The sequence below is a fragment of the Campylobacter concisus genome (assembly GCF_002913765.1).
Lineage (GTDB): Bacteria > Campylobacterota > Campylobacteria > Campylobacterales > Campylobacteraceae > Campylobacter_A > Campylobacter_A concisus_BB.
On the sequence record NZ_PPCH01000007.1, the window covers coordinates 50981 to 68358 of the forward strand.

General features: G+C 33.4%; 17 protein-coding genes, 1 tRNA gene and 1 pseudogene. All 19 read left to right on the forward strand.

Features of this window, described 5'->3' with window-relative positions:
• The first annotated feature begins 25 nt into the window (after nucleotides 1-25).
• The 19 genes and pseudogenes from ppa to CYO89_RS00995 all read left to right on the forward strand — a co-directional run bounded on the left by ppa (nucleotide 26) and on the right by CYO89_RS00995 (nucleotide 17355).
• Nucleotides 26-544, forward strand: coding sequence for an inorganic diphosphatase (gene ppa / locus CYO89_RS00905; RefSeq protein ID WP_103596801.1), 519 nt, complete (start codon nucleotides 26-28; stop codon nucleotides 542-544).
• Between the two features lie 124 nt (nucleotides 545-668).
• Nucleotides 669-745: transfer RNA gene (locus tag CYO89_RS00910), tRNA-Ile, on the forward strand.
• 193 nt (nucleotides 746-938) lie between these two features.
• Nucleotides 939-2192, forward strand: coding sequence for a tyrosine-type recombinase/integrase (locus CYO89_RS00915; RefSeq protein WP_103596802.1), 1254 nt, complete (start codon nucleotides 939-941; stop codon nucleotides 2190-2192).
• 745 nt (nucleotides 2193-2937) lie between these two features.
• Nucleotides 2938-3216 carry a TrbC/VirB2 family protein gene (locus CYO89_RS00920; protein WP_103596803.1) on the forward strand — a complete coding sequence of 93 codons (279 nt, stop codon included), beginning with the start codon at nucleotides 2938-2940 and terminating at the stop codon, nucleotides 3214-3216.
• A gap of 12 nt (nucleotides 3217-3228) precedes the next feature.
• Nucleotides 3229-6018 (forward strand): VirB3 family type IV secretion system protein, encoded by a 2790-nt coding sequence (locus CYO89_RS00925; RefSeq protein ID WP_103596804.1) that lies wholly within the window; start codon nucleotides 3229-3231, stop codon nucleotides 6016-6018.
• 11 nt (nucleotides 6019-6029) lie between these two features.
• A complete protein-coding gene (locus CYO89_RS00930) occupies nucleotides 6030-6824 on the forward strand; it encodes a type IV secretion system protein (RefSeq protein ID WP_103594650.1) in 795 nt (264 codons plus the stop codon).
• Between the two features lie 9 nt (nucleotides 6825-6833).
• Nucleotides 6834-8000, forward strand: a complete 1167-nt coding sequence (locus CYO89_RS00935; protein ID WP_103594651.1) for a type IV secretion system protein — start codon at nucleotides 6834-6836, stop codon at nucleotides 7998-8000.
• A gap of 1 nt (nucleotide 8001) precedes the next feature.
• Nucleotides 8002-8247, forward strand: coding sequence for a hypothetical protein (locus tag CYO89_RS00940; RefSeq protein ID WP_103568018.1), 246 nt, complete (start codon nucleotides 8002-8004; stop codon nucleotides 8245-8247).
• Between the two features lies 1 nt (nucleotide 8248).
• Entirely contained in the window at nucleotides 8249-8953 is a 705-nt protein-coding gene (locus CYO89_RS00945; RefSeq protein ID WP_103594652.1) for a virB8 family protein, read from the forward strand.
• A 2-nt stretch (nucleotides 8954-8955) separates the two neighbouring features.
• Nucleotides 8956-9231, forward strand: a complete 276-nt coding sequence (locus CYO89_RS00950; protein ID WP_103568020.1) for a hypothetical protein — start codon at nucleotides 8956-8958, stop codon at nucleotides 9229-9231.
• 3 nt (nucleotides 9232-9234) lie between these two features.
• The gene (locus tag CYO89_RS00955; protein WP_103596805.1) at nucleotides 9235-9783 is read left to right on the forward strand and encodes a hypothetical protein; all 549 of its coding nucleotides are present in this window, start codon (nucleotides 9235-9237) and stop codon (nucleotides 9781-9783) included.
• Nucleotides 9784-10731 carry a P-type conjugative transfer protein VirB9 gene (gene virB9, locus CYO89_RS00960; RefSeq protein ID WP_103594654.1) on the forward strand — a complete coding sequence of 316 codons (948 nt, stop codon included), beginning with the start codon at nucleotides 9784-9786 and terminating at the stop codon, nucleotides 10729-10731. It begins immediately after the preceding gene.
• Complete coding sequence (gene virB10 / locus CYO89_RS00965; protein WP_223155225.1) at nucleotides 10718-11863, forward strand: type IV secretion system protein VirB10; 1146 nt, start codon at nucleotides 10718-10720, stop codon at nucleotides 11861-11863. Before virB9 ends, virB10 begins: the two co-directional genes overlap by 14 nt.
• Nucleotides 11860-12861 carry an ATPase, T2SS/T4P/T4SS family gene (locus CYO89_RS00970; RefSeq protein ID WP_103594655.1) on the forward strand — a complete coding sequence of 334 codons (1002 nt, stop codon included), beginning with the start codon at nucleotides 11860-11862 and terminating at the stop codon, nucleotides 12859-12861. The genes virB10 and CYO89_RS00970 overlap by 4 nt, the downstream gene beginning before the upstream one ends.
• A pseudogene (locus tag CYO89_RS00975) lies at nucleotides 12858-14651 on the forward strand (type IV secretory system conjugative DNA transfer family protein); the annotation flags it as partial. The gene CYO89_RS00970 and the pseudogene CYO89_RS00975, both read left to right, overlap by 4 nt.
• Before the next feature lie 363 nt (nucleotides 14652-15014).
• The gene (locus CYO89_RS00980; protein ID WP_103568025.1) at nucleotides 15015-15236 is read left to right on the forward strand and encodes a DNA-binding protein; all 222 of its coding nucleotides are present in this window, start codon (nucleotides 15015-15017) and stop codon (nucleotides 15234-15236) included.
• 16 nt (nucleotides 15237-15252) lie between these two features.
• Nucleotides 15253-15723, forward strand: coding sequence for a cag pathogenicity island Cag12 family protein (locus CYO89_RS00985; RefSeq protein ID WP_180999549.1), 471 nt, complete (start codon nucleotides 15253-15255; stop codon nucleotides 15721-15723).
• A complete protein-coding gene (locus CYO89_RS00990; RefSeq protein ID WP_103596806.1) occupies nucleotides 15680-16384 on the forward strand; it encodes a TrbM/KikA/MpfK family conjugal transfer protein in 705 nt (234 codons plus the stop codon). Before CYO89_RS00985 ends, CYO89_RS00990 begins: the two co-directional genes overlap by 44 nt.
• Nucleotides 16384-17355, forward strand: coding sequence for a hypothetical protein (locus CYO89_RS00995; protein WP_103594658.1), 972 nt, complete (start codon nucleotides 16384-16386; stop codon nucleotides 17353-17355). Before CYO89_RS00990 ends, CYO89_RS00995 begins: the two co-directional genes overlap by 1 nt.
• Nucleotides 17356-17378 lie beyond the last annotated feature (23 nt).

Below are 17378 nucleotides of genomic sequence, written 5' to 3' on the forward strand. Positions count from 1 at the left end.
AAATTTCTAATAAAAGGACAAATATATGGACGTTTCAAAGATCAAATTTGGCTCAAACCCAGACAAAGTCAATGCCGTAATCGAAATACCTTATGGCTCAAATATCAAATATGAGATCGACAAAGATAGCGGTGCAGTCGTAGTTGATCGCGTGCTTTACTCAGCGATGTTCTACCCAGCAAACTACGGCTTTGTGCCAAACACACTTGCAGCCGACGGCGATCCAGCTGATATTTTGGTGCTAAACGAGTATCCACTCCAAGCTGGTAGCGTCATCCCTTGCCGTTTGATAGGCGTTTTAGTGATGGAGGATGAAGCAGGTATGGATGAGAAGCTTTTGGCTGTACCAGTTACAAAGATCGATCCAAGATATGAGGCGATAAAAAGCTACGAAGACTTGCCAACTGCGACACTAAATAAGATCAAAAATTTCTTTGAAACTTATAAAATTCTTGAGCCAAACAAATGGGTTAAAGTGAAAGAATTTAAAGACGCAAACGCTGCAAAAGAGATTTTAGACGCTGCGATAAAAAATTATAAATAATTTATAAGCCCTATTTTAGGGCTTTTTCTTTTTAAATTTGTTCGTTTTTATACGCCATATTAAAAAGGCTATTTTTATATTTAGATAAGCTTTTTCTTGTATAATACGATTTTCTTTCAACTGTGGGTTCATAGCTCAGTTGGTTAGAGCATCCGGCTCATAACCGGATGGTCCCAGGTTCGAGTCCTGGTGAACCCACCATTTTATGTTTTTTATAATTCCTTATACTTCTTTTTAATTCTTTTTAATTCTTTATAATTCCGATTTCATGGGCTAAAAGTAGCTATCTAATTCTTTTTACTTCTTTTTTATATACAATTACTTCCAGATAATTCTAGTTACATATAAGGTAATTCTTACTACATAAAGGTAACTTTTAAAAAAGGAGTAAAAGATGCCAAGAGTTTCTACCGCAAATTTGTTTGATAAAGATATAAGGGCAATGTTGCCAGCCAATAAAGTATATAAAAAAGCTGTGGGCAATCCAAAAGAACTTTATATAAAAGTGTATCCAAGTGGTATGAAAACATTTTTTATACAATATAAAAACACTACACATTTTAAGTTGAAAGAATTTAGGGAGGGGATTTACTCAGTTGCTGAAGCAAGAAGAGATGCGATAGAAATTATAAGAAAATTTGAAAGTGGTTTTGTAAGATCCAAAGATAAATATCGAATTTCAGAGCTATTTGATAGATATATTGATAAAAAAGAGAAAATAGACCAGCTAGATAAGGTTTATATAGACAAAATTAAATCTAGGATAAAAAAATATATCTTGCCTAAATTTGGTAATGTTGATATTAAAGATATAAAATTTAATGATCTAAAAACCATATTAACACCATTATTTAATCCATATAATCCAAAGAAATCAAGACTTGAGACTATACACAGAATTATAAATACGCTAAATTCGCTATATGAAAATGCCATTAAAGATAGATATATAGATTATAACCCTTGCAAGGCTTTACACGATGAATTTCCAACTTCCAACAGCTTTAGCCTTAGAAATGGCATCGACACAAGATACCCAGCTATTACAGATGAAAATGAGTTAAAAGAGTTTTTGACTGATTTACGAAATGACAGCAAATTAGATCTACAAGTCAAAAGAGCCGTAATGCTCCAAATTTTATGCGTTAATCGTCCCATTAACACCGTAAGTGCTGAATGGAAAGATATAGATCTTAAAAAAGGAATTTGGACTATTCCGCCTATCCAAATGAAAATGAGGCATGCACACCAAATAACACTCTCAAAGCAAGCTTTATCAGTTTTACTAGAACAAAAACAATATACACCATTAGAAAGTAATTTTGTATTTCCGTCTCTTACAAAAACAGGTCATATTAACAGAGACAGCATTAGTAATGCCATAAGAAATATAGGCGGCAGAGAAAAATATAATTCTAAAGCTTCTGCTCATGGTTTTAGAGCCACGTTTAAAACAATTTGCTCTTTACATCTTACGGATCTGGCACAATTGGGCATAAGCGAAAAAACAATAGAAAATGCTCTAGCGCACACAGAAAGCAATGCAGTTAAATATGCCTACGAAAGACAGACAGCAACTATTGATCAAAATAGAATTTTAATGCAATGGTATGCAGATTACCTAAACAATCTAGTTCAATTTATTTAAAGTTAATATCTTAAAGTCATACGATATAAAACATCAGTAAAAGGTTCGGTTTTTTAAAAATTTATATCGTTTTTTTAATGCTATTTCATCGGTTTTTTACTGGTTTTTTAATACAGCTTAAAAAACCGATAAAGCCCTTTAAATCGCCATTTGTATAGCAATTTTTTTCGGTTTTTTAACTTTTTCAGCGCGTGTATGAGAAAACTTAAATCGTTTATAAGCTCGGTAATAACGATATTTTAAAGCATTAAAAAAGTAAAAATTCATATTTTTATTTAAGGTAAAAAACCTATTTTAAGACCATTTTTTGTTTAAAAAGAGGTATTTTTATCTAAATTCTCTTAAGAATATAAAAATTTCTTTCGGTTTTTTACTGGTTTTTTAATTTAAAAAAGTCTATTTTTAGGTGCTTAGAGAGCATTTAAGCAAAAAATATATTACTAAAAGATAAAAAATACTTTGAAATATCGTCTTGATGGGTTTTTTATCGGTTTTTTAATGCTTTGCAAATCATAAAATCAAAATTTCAAAAAATTAGCTATGCTCTAGGATGATGAATTGTAGGTTACTGATAAAAAATTGATTAGAGTTTTCATATTTTTATATCATTTTATTCAAAAATATGTTACACTTGCGTGTCAATATTTAAAAGGAGACATAAAATGACAAACAACATTTCCGCTCTAATCGTCGAGAGAGAGAGAGAGAGAATAAAAATCGCTTTCTAAAATCTAGCTCTACTTCAATCTCATATTTCAAGCAGTTTTCTGCTTTTCTGTTTTTATTTTTTTTCCCAAATTTTCTATTTGCTGCTGGTGGGACTGGTCTGACCAAAGTCGACAACTTTTTTTCAACTGTGAATGGTTGGTTAGCTGCTGCTGGTGTTTTGATCATGACTGGCGCAATCATGGTTGCAGGATACAAAGTAATGTTCGGTGGTCAAGCAATTAGAGAAGTTACACCTATAATTCTTGGTGGTATTCTTATTGGTGGCGCCGCGATGATCGCTGGCATGCTTCTTTAAAAGATACTCCCAATGTTAACTCCTGAGCCTATCTTTAAAGCCTTGACCCGTCCTCCTATGGTATTTGGTGTTCCTATGGTGCCATTTATGGCTATGGCACTTAGTTGGGCTTTATTTGCAATTTTTGCTAAAGTGCTATTTGGAAACGAATATTTGCTTTTAGCAGTTATGATTATTCCTACTACCTTTGTTTTTCAATTTATAGTTAAAAAAGACGATATGGCGTTTAGGCTTTGGGGGTTGAAACTTAGATTTTTTAGATCCCCTGCCATTAATAAATTTTATAATGGTCGGAAAAGCTATATGGCGAATTCGACATATACCAAGCAATCTATGCACAATTTTTATCCAAGACTTAGCGTTGTTGGACTAAGTGAATTTGCAAATTTAGAGAATTTAATTCCGTATCAAACATATATAAATAATGTTGTCATCACAAAAGATAGAGATTATTTAGCCACATGGCGAGTTGATGGTATAGCTTTTGAAGTAGAAGATGACGAATTAATAGATCTTGCGAAAAACAAGCTTAATATGCTTGTTAGGCAATTCGCTGGTGAAAATATTAGTTTTTATTTTCACAATGCTAGAATTAATACACAAGTTGGCTTGAACGATTATTTTTCAAATGAATTTTTAAAAAGTTTCTCAAAAAAGTATTATGAGATTTTTAGCTCTAAAAATTTAAAAGAAAACAGACTTTATCTAACTGCGATATATTCACCATTTAGTAAGGCTGAGAAACTACACTTTAGAAATCAAAACATAGATACGAAAAAGAAACAGATCAAAGCTCATTTGAAAAGTTTTCACCAAAAATGCATAACTATTGAACAAAATTTAAACCATTTTAAGCCACATAGACTTGGCATATATGAGCAAGATGGTGTAATTTTTAGCTCTCAACTAGAATTTTACAACTATTTGATAGGTGGTAAATTTACAAAAGTTCGTGTTCCAAATGCACCCCTAGACTTTTACCTTAATGGTAACTTAAATGAAATTTTTCCTTCACAGCATACTTTACAGCTAAATTATAATGATGGAACTAAGAAATTCGTAAAAGCAATTGAATTAAAAGACTATCCAAATGTAAGTTTTAGTGGAATATTTGATAGTCTAATGTATGCTAATGTCGAATATACCATAACTCAAAGCTTTACGCCACTTTCAAAAAAAGAGGCGAGAGATGAGCTTACAAAGCAACAAAAAAGATTAGTAGCAGCAGAAGATGATGCATTGAGTCAAATTGCAGAACTTGGCACCGCTTTAGATGAACTACAAAATGACATAATCTTTGGCGAGTATCACTTTTCTATCGTCATATACGCTGATACACAAAACGAGTGCGAGCACATTGCAAACCAAATTGCGGTCGTATTGCAAGATCTAGGATTTTTAGCAACACAAGCCAATATAGCTCTAGAAGCTACATATTTTGCGCAGCTTCCAGCAAATTTCACGCTACGCCCTAGGCTTCACACCATTTCAAGTAAAAATTTTGCTAGTTTTGTAGCACTTCACAACTTTCCACGAGGAAAACAATATGGCAATCCATGGGGAGATGCCATTGCAATATTGCAAACGCCAAATGCGCAGCCATATTTTTTTAACATACACCAAACAATTTTTGACAAAGACGAATTTGGTAAAAACGATGTTTTAGCAAATACCTTCGTTTTAGGTCAAAGCGGTGGAGGCAAAACTGTTTTAATGAATTTCACGCTAAATATGCTCTGCAAATTTAATGAGCCAGATACTTTTGCAGAAAACACTCCAAAAGAAAAACGTAAGGCTACCTATTTCTATTTAGACAAGGATAAAGGAGCTATCGGCAATATAATTGCCATTGGCGGAAAGTATTTAACCATTACAAGTGGAGAACCGACCGGATTTAATCCTTTTAGTTGTGATGCAACACCTGAAAATATACGTCGCTTGAAGGTTCTCTTAAAAATGTTAGCCACCAAAGGCAATCAAAATAATTTAATGCTAACAACTAGAGAAGAAGAGCAACTCAATCTAGCAGTAGATAGCGTCATGAGACTGGAAAAAAGCGAAAGAACTCATGGCATCAGTAGGGTTTGGCAATTGCTTCAAGAAGGCGAAAATGAGTCAAATTCATTAAAATCTAGATTGATGGCTTGGACTATCGGTAATGAATTTGGATGGGTATTCGACAATGAAATGGATACTTTAGATTTTAGCGACGAGAGTATTCTTGTATATGGTATAGACGGCACAACGATCTTAAAAGACGATGAAATTTCTCCATATGTTGCATATTATATTCTTTGGCGAATTATCGATATGGTTGATGGACGCAGGTTTGGCTTATTTGTCGATGAAGCATGGGATTGGCTCAAAAATCCAGTAGTGTCAAAAGAGGTCTTCAACAAGGAAAAGACCATTAGAAAAGAAAACGGCTTTTTGTTTCTTGGCACTCAAAGTGTCGAAGATATCGCAAAATCTAGCATTGGCACAGCAATCATGGAACAAAGCGAAACAGTATTGCTGCTAAGTAACCCAAAAGCAAAAGAAACTGATTTTTGCGGTTCCTTGGGCATGAGTGAAGCAGAATACCAATTCGTTAAAACAACAGATCCAGAGAAATATGAATTTTTAGTTCGAAAAGGCGTTGATTATAGGGCGATTGCCAAGATCAATCTATCACATCTAGGAAACATGATTAAAGTTTTATCAACAGCCAAAGTCTATGTTGATGAATTAACAAATATTAATGCCTTGGATATCAGTCGTGAAGAAAAATACCAACTCATCAAAAAATTATATAAATTTTAAGGAGAAGACATATGAAAAATAGTCTCGTTTATAGAGCAAAGAAAGCTTCGGTTATAGCTACTTCTGTAGTAATTCTATCATCTAATCTATTAGCCTCTGGTATTCCAGTAGTTGATGGTGCTGCTATAGCCCAAAATCAAGCAACATTTACGATGGAATGGATGCAAACGCTGAAGGACTACGCTGAAAAAGTCAAAGTATGGGGCGAAGAAGCTTCGCATAGAGTCCAAGAAGTTAAAAAATGGGCTGATGAAAGAGTGCAATGGGCAAATGACCTATATACCAAAACAGGCATTAGAGATATTGTCAATTTTACAAAAGAAATGAACGAACTTTATAATGAAGTCTACGATACTGGTTATTCAATATATACACAAGCAACAGGTTTTAGTCTCGATAGCTTTGATGAAAGGGCATGGGATTTGTTTTTAAAATTTGGTGGAACAGACCAGTGTTCATCAATAAGTGATATTACGCATAGAAATATCTGCAAAAAGAATACCACAAGTGCTTTTAAAGAATTTGAAGTTGTAAATAGACAATTTGATCGTCTTAAGCACGAAATTAACGATCTTGACAAAATAAGTAAAGAAGTAGCTAGAAATAAAGGTAAACAAGAGGATCTAAAAGGTTCTATAGATACTTCAAATCAAATAGCCCTATTGCGTGCCAGACAAGAGAATAACTGGCGCGCCTATCAAAGAGACATGGATCAGTTAGAAAACGAAAGAAAAAGATTACAAGACGCAGAGTTTAAGATGACTAAAGATAGGCAGCGAGCGGCATTTAAAATTTTACAAAAATAGGCTCATAGTATGTATAAAGTAACAACTGATTCAGGTCGAGGATTACACGATCTAGTCATAGATATATCAGAGAATGTTGATAGTTTCTTTCAAAATAATTATTCAAACGGAGTGGGAGCACTTCAATCATTAATTAATACAACTGGAAATATTCTAGCTGTATATCTTACCGCTTGGATAATGATCGAGGGATATAAAATTCTTTGGGGTAATGGCAAACAAACTTTTCAAAATTTTGCTTTTGATGCAACCATTAAGTTTGTCTTTATAGTCTTAGCAATGAATGCTGGAAACTGGATAAATCTTGTTTTTGAAGCATTCAATGGTGCAAAAGAATATGCAAACACCTTTTTGTCATATGACGGCAAAGGCTTATACTCAAAAATCGCAACATGGGCTGGATTTATGGGTGACTACTACGATGTGGTATGGGATCAGTCAAGCACTTTAGAGCTAGCATACATTATCTTCATAATTATTATAGCTTTTATTGGCTTTTTTATTGGTGCAGTTCCTATTTTGAGAGCGCTGTTTGTAAATACACTATCATTTCTATTGCTTATGATTTTGGCTCCATTGGCATTTTATTTTTTAATCTTTAAAACAACTAAAAATTCATTTGCACAGTGGTTCCAAATGGTTTTATCAAATATTATTGCGTTGCTCTGCCTATCATTATTCTTAAATATTTTATTTGATTACATGTTTCCAAAAATCAATAGCAATCACGATTTTAAGGATGAAGTATTTGTATTGGCTCTAGCAATGGTATTTTATGGAATTCTTGCAAATATAATGTGCGGTATGGCTACTGGAATAGCCGAAAAACTCACTAATGTTAGCCTTGATGGATTAGCTGGAACAGGCGTTGGACGTGCAATGGGTCTTGCAGGTGCTGTTGGGGGTGGTGCAATAGGTGGTGCAATGTTGGCGGTAAGAGGTGCTCAGGCAATGGGTGCTGGCAAGGCAACTGGTTTTATAGGCTCTCGTCTTTTAGGTGCAGCCACATCTGCAGCAAAAGAAGTTGGCAATTCAAAGCTCGGTCAAAGCATCAACTCTGGAATAAACACGATTAAAAATTCTTCAGCAGCCCAAGCCGTTGGATCACGACTTAACCAAGCGAAAAACATAGGTTCAAAAATTAACAATTTTACAAAAGGTCAAGGTTGGAAATAAAATGAAATTAAATAATATTTTAAACTATAAAAAATATTTTAAAAAAATATTAAATTATATTTTAATATTTTTATCTTTACTTGTAGGCACTAGCTTTATGAGCGGTTGTGCCGCTCATAATTCTCCTAAATTTGAAAATAGCAGTAATCAAAAATGGGAAGATTATTTTGATAGTAATGAATACAAGCCAGTAAATGAAAATAGAGAAAATTTAGATCTCAAACAAAGTATAAAAAAGGCAATGTAAAATGAAAAGAGCTAATGATAAAAATGATTTTTTGGCTTCTAATAATCCAGATGATGTAGCAATTAGCTATGAAGCAAGCATTAGATACATAGCGGAACAAGCTAACAAGAGGGCTTATTTTATATCAGGTGTGGCTCTGCTTATTGCTATCATCAGCGTTATCGCTGTTTGCTTATTGACGCCATTAAAATCGGTTGAGCCTTATGTTATTAGGGTTGATAATACAACCGGAATGGTTGACATAATAACAAGCGTAAATAAAGCCGAATTCACAGGTAATGAAGCACTTGATAAGTATTTTGCAACAACATATGTAAAAGCGAGAGAGGGATACTATTATGATATTTTGCAAAGCGACTATGAATTAGTTCAAATTTTAAGCTATCCAAGTGTTGCCAGTGATTATTTGAGAATTTACGAAGGTGAAAATTCTAGAGACAAAGTTTTAAAAGATGACTACGAAGTAGAGATTGATATTGTTTCGGTTACACTGGGAAATAGCGCTGGAGCACCTACTGCAACTATCAGATTTAATCAAATTACCAGAAAAAAAGGCGAAAAAATAGCTGTATCAAACAAAGCAAAGATTGTGACACTTTCATATGACTACCAACCAAATACACTCACAACAGAGGAAGAGCGTATTAAAAACCCACTTGGATTTAAAGTTAGCACGTATAGAGTTGATGACGAAATAAGGAGATAGAAATGATTACTTATGATGATTTCACAAAGTTAATTGATGTTATGACTGAGCTTTTAGCTCAAAAAAATACTGACATTGCAGAACTAGTGCAAGAGGTCGAAACCTTAGAAAGAAAACTCGCATTATATGAGCAGAAGGATCTATTTGAAGTAGTAGGGACTTCAAATATCGGTGACCAAGTTTTGAAAGTATATGAGAAATTTGTTCCAGATTTTGTAACAGATGAAGAAATTGCAGCAGCAAACTCCATTGCACCAAAATTTGACATTTCGGAGTAAAAAATGGATTTTAAAACAGCATATACGCACGATTTGCTTACTCAAGCCGAACAATGCTTCTCAGACAAGGAGCTCACGCATAGCTTTTTAAAATTTATTTTCAATAGTTCTAAAAATAGACAAGAAGCAGAGAGAAAACTAAAAGCCCTTAGGGCTAGAATTTTTCATTTAGAAGATATGGCAAAAAATTCTTACAACATGATCCTTGATATGCAACGCACCGCACAACAAGAAGAATATGAGTTAGACAAAAAACAAAGACAAGTCTTTGGTAATAGTGAAATTTATGACTTTTTTATAGATAGCAAAAATGATGAATTTATAGCATATCTAAAGGAAATGGCGCCATTAGAGCGAATAAATACAGCTATTAAACAATTTGAAACGATGAGAGCACGTTGTGATAGTCTAATAGATGGTTTAAGAAAAAGTCATCCTATGAAGAGCAATCAAGTCATTACACAAACACCACAAATAAGTCCTAAGACGAGAACAAGCAACACATTACAGCTAGATCGTGGCTTATATTTAAACAATACTGGGAGATTTTAAATGATAAAAAATAATAAAAAATTATTTAATATTGCAATAATTTTACTCTTAGCAATAGCAAATTTACACGCAGTAAATACTCCAAGGCTATCTAAATTTGACAAACGCATCACGTATGCAACATACAATGCCGATGACGTTGTCTTAGTTAAGTGCAAAGAGGGTTTTGTGAGTATTATAGAATTTGAAAAAGATGAACGCATCGTAAATATAGCAACTGGGTTTAGCGATGGTTGGGAAGTAATGGATAAAGATAACTATCTATTTATTAAACCAAAGAGTTACACCATAAAATCCGAAGAACAAAATATGACCAATGAAAGTGGTGAGCAAATAGAATTTTATGGTAGTTCGGTTATTCAACCAAATGCAGCTGATTGGAAGACAAATCTAATCATCACAACAAATAAAGATAAAGTTTATACATTTGATTTGGAGCTAGGAGAGATTAACAAGATTAATTACAAACTAACTTTTAATTATGCAACCCCTAAAGAAAAGATAGAAAAAGAGAAAGCCGAAAAAGAACTCGCCGAAAAAGCAGCAAAAGAAAAGGCACTATATAAAAAAGAGATCGATAGAAATACAATACCTAGAAATTGGAACTTTGTAATGCATGTAAATAAAGATAGTGAAACTATAACACCTGATTATGCATATGACGATGGTATCTTTACATATCTTGGTTTTAGCTCAACTAAAACTATACCAAGTGTCTTTCTCTTTGATGATGCCAATAAAGAAAGCATCCTCAATACTCATATCAAAAAAGACGGCAAATATGACGTAGTTGTGATCCACAAGACAGCTAAAAAAATTTTACTAAGAAGTGGCAATAAGTTAGTCGGAATCATAAATAATGGCTATGGTCAAAATCCACTTGATAAAACCTACAGCACTAATAAAGACAATATTCAAAGAGAGATTATAGACAATGAGCAAAAATAGAAGTAATGAAAATATGAATAATCAAGAGTCTCAAGTTGAAAGAATTGAATATGAGCATCCAGAAGTCGAAAATGAGCCAAGCAAAAAATTAATGGTTATTGCGGTCATGGTTTTATGTCTGGTTGTTTTTGTTATGGTTGGTCTTAGTTTTTTAGGGAAAAATAGAGAGGCAAATGATGCTGTAAAATCACAAATTCAACAAATAGGAACTGAAGTAAAGAATAAAAATTTTGAGTTGCCTCAGCAAGAAGTGTCTCAAAAGAATTTTCAAGAGTTTCAAACTGCTCCAGCACCACAACAAACGCCTGTGCAAGTAGCGAGCAAGCCAGACCCTTTATCAAATACTACGGTAGTTCAAAAAACTATTTTTAAGCCTAAAGTTTTTAAAACTGGTAGTAGTTTGGCGATTGCAACAAGTAGTTCAAGCAAAAAAGATATATATGTTGCCGACCAAAACATATCTTGGGCAGAACAAGCCAAACGTTTTGAAGAAGACCAGGATTATGAAGGCAATACATACACTCCAAAAATTGCCGTAAAAGACAAATTTAACCCTAGTCTCTTGCTTCAAAAAGGCACATATATTGGTTGTTCGCTCGACACTAGACTTGTGTCTCAAATTAAAGGCGGAATATCTTGCACAACTAGCGAAGACGTATATAGCAAAGATGGCGTAACCCTCCTAATTGAAAAGGGAAGCAAAATCTTTGGCAGCTTCAGAAGCGGAGAGATGAATGATGGAATGAATAGAATTTTTGTTATTTGGAGCGAGATCAGAACACCAAACAATATTAACATTCCAGTTCAAAGTGGTGCTAGTGATGAATTAGGCGGTAGCGGTCTACAAGGATACGTTGATCATCAATGGCTAAAAAGATTTGGTGCTAGCATATTGCTTTCAATGGTAGATGACGTTTTTAATTATGCTGCAAATGGCAAACGTGACAATAGCTATGACTATAGTGAAAACACAAGAGACTCTACACAACAAATGGCAAATACTGCACTTGAGGAATTTATAAAAATAAAACCAGTCCTTTATAGAAATCAAGGAGATATAGTTGGTGTTTACGTCAATCGCGATATAGACTTTAGTAAGGTGTATAAGCTTACAATAGGTAGAAGAAAATGAGCACAATGGGATTAGACAAATCTGCTATGCTAGATGGCTACGTCAAAAAGTATTTTGGCAAGTATCTAGATGATGAAAGTATAAATGAAATAGCTTACAACGGCGGAAATCTAATTTGGACTGAAGATATAATCGGTAATTGGTCTAGTCACGAAAGTGAATTAAACTTTAATGCTGCCCAATCTTTTGCTAATGCATGTGCCGCTTATAAAAACGATAAGATAGAAAGACAAAAACCTATTTTATCATGCATTCTCTCAACTGGAGAGAGAGTGCAAATAGTTATACCAAATGCTACAAAAGAAAATCATATATCAATCACCATTAGAAAACCTAGTAAGGTTCGTTATACGATAGATGACTACATTAATAATGGTTCAATAGATGCAAAAATGGCAAATGAACTAAAAATAGCTATCGAAAATGGCAAGAATATTATTATTTGTGGTGAAACTGGTAGCGGAAAAACTACTTTTATGAAAACACTTATCGATTTTATACCATTAGATGAAAGAATTATTACTATAGAAGATGTTGAGGAAATTAAATTTTGGGATCATAAAAATTTTGTTCAACTCTTTTATCCAAGTGAGGCAAAAAGCGATAGTCTAGTAAATGCCACAACTCTCTTAAAGAGCTGCTTGAGAATGAAACCCAGCAGAATTCTACTAGCAGAAGTTAGGGGTGGTGAAACATATGATTTTTTAAATGTGATTTCAAGTGGTCATAATGGCAGTATGACAAGTTGTCATGCTGGTAGTGTTAAGTCAGCCATAGATCGTCTTGTAATGATGAGCATGCAAAATACTCAAGCCCAAGTTCTAGGTAAAGATATGTTGCTTGATATTGTTTCAAATACAATTGACTACATCGTAGTTTTTAAGCGTCTTGGCAAGAAACGTCAAGTTACAGAATACTTGGCTAATGGCGAATATTTCATAAGAAATAATGAAGGTAATGCTTTTGTTGAGTCTAGCTTAAGGAACGCTAAGCAATGAAAAAAATGCAGATTGGTTTTTTAATTGCAATTGCCTTAATTATAGGCTATTTCTTGGCTAGTGTATTATTTTTTGGACTAAATCACAGTTTTAAAAAGCTTCCAAAAATATGGTATTTAGGGCTTACTTTTGATATGCTGATAAACGGCTGGTCAAAAGCATATTTGGCTTACTTTATTGCAAATTTAATAAGTTTCACTCTAGCTTTTTTACTACCATTTTTACCAAAGAAACAAAGCCTACACGGAGATGCAAGATTTGCAAATGCCAATGATGTAAAGAAAATGGATCTTTATGGAGATGGAATAATCATTGGTAAATTTCAAAACCGCCTCTTAAGATTTGGCGGTCAGCAGTTCGTATCGCTTGGCGCTCCAACACGTAGCGGAAAAGGCGTTGGTATTGTTATTCCAAATTTACTTGACTGGAAAGAGAGTACAGTTGTTCAAGATATTAAACAAGAGTGCTTTGACTTTACTAGCGGATATAGAGAAAAAATACTAGGGCAAAAAGTATATTTATTTGATCCGTTCAATAAACGCACTCATAGATATAATCCACTAGCTTATATTGATATGGCAAGCGATAATGCAGATGGACAGCTAACTGATTTTGCAAATATTTTATATCCCATGACAGGCGATAGCACTACGCAGTTTTTTAACCAACTAGCTCAAAACTTATTTATAGGAATTTGTTATATCGTTCATGATCTTTTAAATTCAAAAGGTGGCATTTCGCTCCTAAAAGCTCTAAATATGGAGATAGATTTTACACTATATGGTATTTTGCAAATGAGCGAAGGTTTTAAAGGTGAAGTTGATATAGACGGCAATAGAAAAATTATATTCAAGGCATTTGATGATACATATAATGTTTTATCTGAGCTTGGACTAATTGGTAAAAAAGCTCAAATGCGTTGCCAAAGCTATTTCAAGATTGATAGCGATAACACAAAAAGTGGCGTTATGTCAAGCTTCAATGCTCCTTTGATGATGTTTAGAAATGACAATATGAGGCTTGCTACTTCAGCAAATGATTTTGATTTTAGAGATCTTCGTAAAGAAAAAATGACTATTTATGTAGGTATTACTCCTGATCAATTGGCAAATGCGAAGCTAATTTTAAACATATTTTGGCAGCAATTAATCTTGGTAAATACAAAAGAGTTACCGCAAGCTAATCCCGATTTAAAATATAAAGTGCTTTTAGTAATGGATGAATTTACTGCACCAGGCTTTTTAGGAATATATTTAAAGTCAATTAGCTTTATAGCTGGATATTGGCTAAGAAGCCTAATGATCTATCAATCAAACTCACAACTTGAAGCAAATCAACCTGATGGATATGGTAGAGAAGGCGCTAAAACACTGCTTACAAACCATGCTTGTCAAATTTTTTATACACCAAGAGAACAAGAGGATGCTAAAAAGATTAGCGAAATTTTAGGAACAAAAACCATTAAAAATAGGAGTAGAAATCTGGGACAAGGCGGTGGAGGAAGTGAAAGTGACACAAGTAGAGCCTTAATGCTTGCGCAAGAATTACGAGAAATGCCTTTTGAAAACGAGCTAATTACGATTGATAATGGCAAGCCTATTATGGCAAAAAAGGCATTTTACTACTCAGATCGCTACTTTATGAACAAGTTCAAAGAAGTAAGTCCAAGCCTTAGAGCGATCGATGGAGATAAATATAAGATAAAAGTGAAAGAAAATGGAAAGATACCAAATCGCAATCAATTAGAGAAAGCTATTCAAAATGGTGAGACAAACATAGAAGTCCCTATTCAAAACATAGCAAATATAAAAGCATACTTTAAAGAGCTTTATAATGATGAAAGTTCTAGATATAAAAATTTACCTGAAATAGTTCATGAAATAGATGAAACTCAAGAAGAATATGAAAAAAAACTTAGACTTCAAAGGGATAAAGATGAAGCAATAAAAGAAGAGACTCAAAAGCTTTACGAGCAACAAATAGTCGAACAATCGAGTAATGCAAATAAAAGTGTAGAAAATATCGATACTGATCCGGCAGCAGAAGAAACAATCAACGATAGCGATAGCATAGAAGAATTAATGGCTCAAAATGCTAGTTGCCCAAATTTTGATGAATTAGACGATGAGAGACAAGACTATAGTGAGTAGATAATGAAAGATACAAGCTTTTATGAAAAATATATAACACCAGCACAACTGGAAGAGATGTTTGGCATTAGTAGAGGACTTCAAAATAAGTTACGAATGCAAAAGAACTATACGGATGAGAATAGACAAAAACATTTACCTTTGCCATTTTTAAAAATTGGCAACCGTATTTTATACAACATTGATAGCATCAAACAATGGCTAGAAGACATAGAACAAAAGTAATTTCCAAGGAGACAAAATGATTAAATTTACGAGTTTAGCAAGTATGGCAGCTATATCCTTTTTATTTTTTGGATGTTCAAGCATACCAAAGCCAATAGAACTTGATAGTAGTAGTCAAATCACTATCAACCAAGAGCTAATTAGGCAAGAAAGACACAATATTCCGCTAGATCCATTCTTAAAACAAAATAACTGGACATATAACTTAATGTTTGAAAAAAATGACGATGAGTATATACCAAATAATATGATTGTTAAAACATTTTATGTAGCGCACAATGCCGATAAGATCATAGTTATTGGAAATAAAAAGATAGCCCAAGACTACAAAGATTACTTGGCAAGCAATGGTTGTAAGAATATTGCTATTCATCCAGTAGATAGCATTGGACAATCTAAAAAACGCGTAAATATCTTATTTTTTGGAATGAAAGGGAAAAACGATGAAGATTATATCAAAAGCTTTACTAACTTGTTTGATTTTTAATAGTGCCGTATGTGGAGCTGACGAGCTTACTGGGGATACAAAACTAGCATGCGAAGCTATTTTGTGCCTATCAAGTAGCGAAAGACCAAGTGAGTGTTCGGCAAGTTTAAGTAAATACTTTTCAATAAGAGCAAAAAAGGCACATGAAACGGCAAAAAAGAGGAAAAATTTCTTAAAGCTTTGCCCAACTGATACTGCTATAAAAACAGACCAAGATTACGCAAGTTTGATTGATACTATATCAGAGATAGGTGGGGGATGTGATGCTAGCGATCTTAACAAGAATTTAGACAAACGTCGTGTCTGGGATAGTGAGAAAGGACTATATCAAACTCAAATTAGAATAAGCCCAAACATGCCTGAATATTGTAAAAGACTTGCTCATCATAATTATACAAATATTAAGGACTTGAAATATACTTGCGACACCAAGTTTTATGACGAGAATATATGGAAAAGAGGATATGAGCTACAAACTATAAGTCAAGCTCAATACAATGCTTTAAGTAGCGATAAAAAAGAAATTCAACCAAATCCAGAATTTTCGAAATGTGGCGACATAAACAAAAGTTACCATTGGCGACAGAGTTGTCGTCAACATATATCTCAATACCTATTCTTTGAGAAGAAGTATTTTAGTAAAACATGCTGGGTAGACTGATGGAAAATGAAAATCTATTTGATAGCACTGGCTCATCTGAAGTTGCACCAATAAGAAAACTCGAAAGCAAAGATGAAATCATAGCTAGGCTTCAAAAAGAGGCAGAAAATGCCAAAAACGAGCTAGATAATGTAGAGCAAGGCAAAAAAGAATTGCAAGAAAGACTTGAAAGACTAGTTTATGAGCGTAATACAACAGCTGATATTTTAAAGAATGAAGTGGCGGAGCTAAATTCTAAATTTGAAAAAGCTGGATTGAAAATAAGCGAAAAAGGCGTTGTCTCTGTCTTAGATTATTCCAACTACCAAAAAAGAGTTGACATGAGTTTCAATATGTTTAATAGTGAGCTAAATTTGGTTCAACAAGCCTTTGAAAGATTTGCAACAGAAAATAATGCAGATTACAGTAGATACGTCAAAATGGTTCAATCGCTTATGGATGAGAGTGCGAAGCTTAAACAACTCTTTGAATACCTAAATGAATTTATGCTCAATCCTCCTAGTAAAGAATTTATGGCTCTCATGAATAATACACTTGCTATTAGGAAAATAGCTCAAGACTATAAAGAATTTGAAAACATCGCAGACATAACTAAAATTAAGGCAACCATGCAAGATCAAGAAGATGCCTTTAACGAGATGACTATGCAGTTTAATAATTTTGCTGAAAATCAAAACAAATTCTTTGAAGAAGAGCTAAATAAGATTGAAATTTTTAAGGATAAGATAAACATAAGGCTAAATGATACTGGAGATGAATACAAAAGATTTAGTGAGAATATGATCGCTCATTTAAACGATCAGTTAAAAGTTTTTGAGGTAAATCTGGCTGAGTATAAAGAAATTAGAGAAAATGAAACAAAAATACTAAAAAACTTAAAAAAAGGAGGATACGCACTAACAGGATTACTTTTCATGATGTGCTTGACACTTGGTGGAGTTATCGGTTACGCTATTTTTTTAATCAAATAGCGTTATAAAAATTTTAACTTAAA

Excerpts from the sequence above, each read along its gene's own strand:
- CYO89_RS00995 (WP_103594658.1), top strand. The coding sequence starts at position 16,384 with ATGGAAAATGAAAATCTATTTGATAGCACTGGCTCATCTGAAGTTGCA.
- CYO89_RS00925 (WP_103596804.1), top strand. The coding sequence starts at position 3,229 with ATGTTAACTCCTGAGCCTATCTTTAAAGCCTTGACCCGTCCTCCTATG.
- ppa (WP_103596801.1), top strand. The coding sequence starts at position 26 with ATGGACGTTTCAAAGATCAAATTTGGCTCAAACCCAGACAAAGTCAAT.
- CYO89_RS00990 (WP_103596806.1), top strand. The coding sequence starts at position 15,680 with ATGAAGATTATATCAAAAGCTTTACTAACTTGTTTGATTTTTAATAGT.
- CYO89_RS00955 (WP_103596805.1), top strand. The coding sequence starts at position 9,235 with ATGGATTTTAAAACAGCATATACGCACGATTTGCTTACTCAAGCCGAA.
- virB9 (WP_103594654.1), top strand. The coding sequence starts at position 9,784 with ATGATAAAAAATAATAAAAAATTATTTAATATTGCAATAATTTTACTC.
- CYO89_RS00985 (WP_180999549.1), top strand. The coding sequence starts at position 15,253 with ATGATTAAATTTACGAGTTTAGCAAGTATGGCAGCTATATCCTTTTTA.
- CYO89_RS00950 (WP_103568020.1), top strand. The coding sequence starts at position 8,956 with ATGATTACTTATGATGATTTCACAAAGTTAATTGATGTTATGACTGAG.
- CYO89_RS00930 (WP_103594650.1), top strand. The coding sequence starts at position 6,030 with ATGAAAAATAGTCTCGTTTATAGAGCAAAGAAAGCTTCGGTTATAGCT.
- CYO89_RS00935 (WP_103594651.1), top strand. The coding sequence starts at position 6,834 with ATGTATAAAGTAACAACTGATTCAGGTCGAGGATTACACGATCTAGTC.
- CYO89_RS00970 (WP_103594655.1), top strand. The coding sequence starts at position 11,860 with ATGAGCACAATGGGATTAGACAAATCTGCTATGCTAGATGGCTACGTC.
- CYO89_RS00980 (WP_103568025.1), top strand. The coding sequence starts at position 15,015 with ATGAAAGATACAAGCTTTTATGAAAAATATATAACACCAGCACAACTG.
- CYO89_RS00915 (WP_103596802.1), top strand. The coding sequence starts at position 939 with ATGCCAAGAGTTTCTACCGCAAATTTGTTTGATAAAGATATAAGGGCA.
- CYO89_RS00940 (WP_103568018.1), top strand. The coding sequence starts at position 8,002 with ATGAAATTAAATAATATTTTAAACTATAAAAAATATTTTAAAAAAATA.
- virB10 (WP_223155225.1), top strand. The coding sequence starts at position 10,718 with ATGAGCAAAAATAGAAGTAATGAAAATATGAATAATCAAGAGTCTCAA.
- CYO89_RS00945 (WP_103594652.1), top strand. The coding sequence starts at position 8,249 with ATGAAAAGAGCTAATGATAAAAATGATTTTTTGGCTTCTAATAATCCA.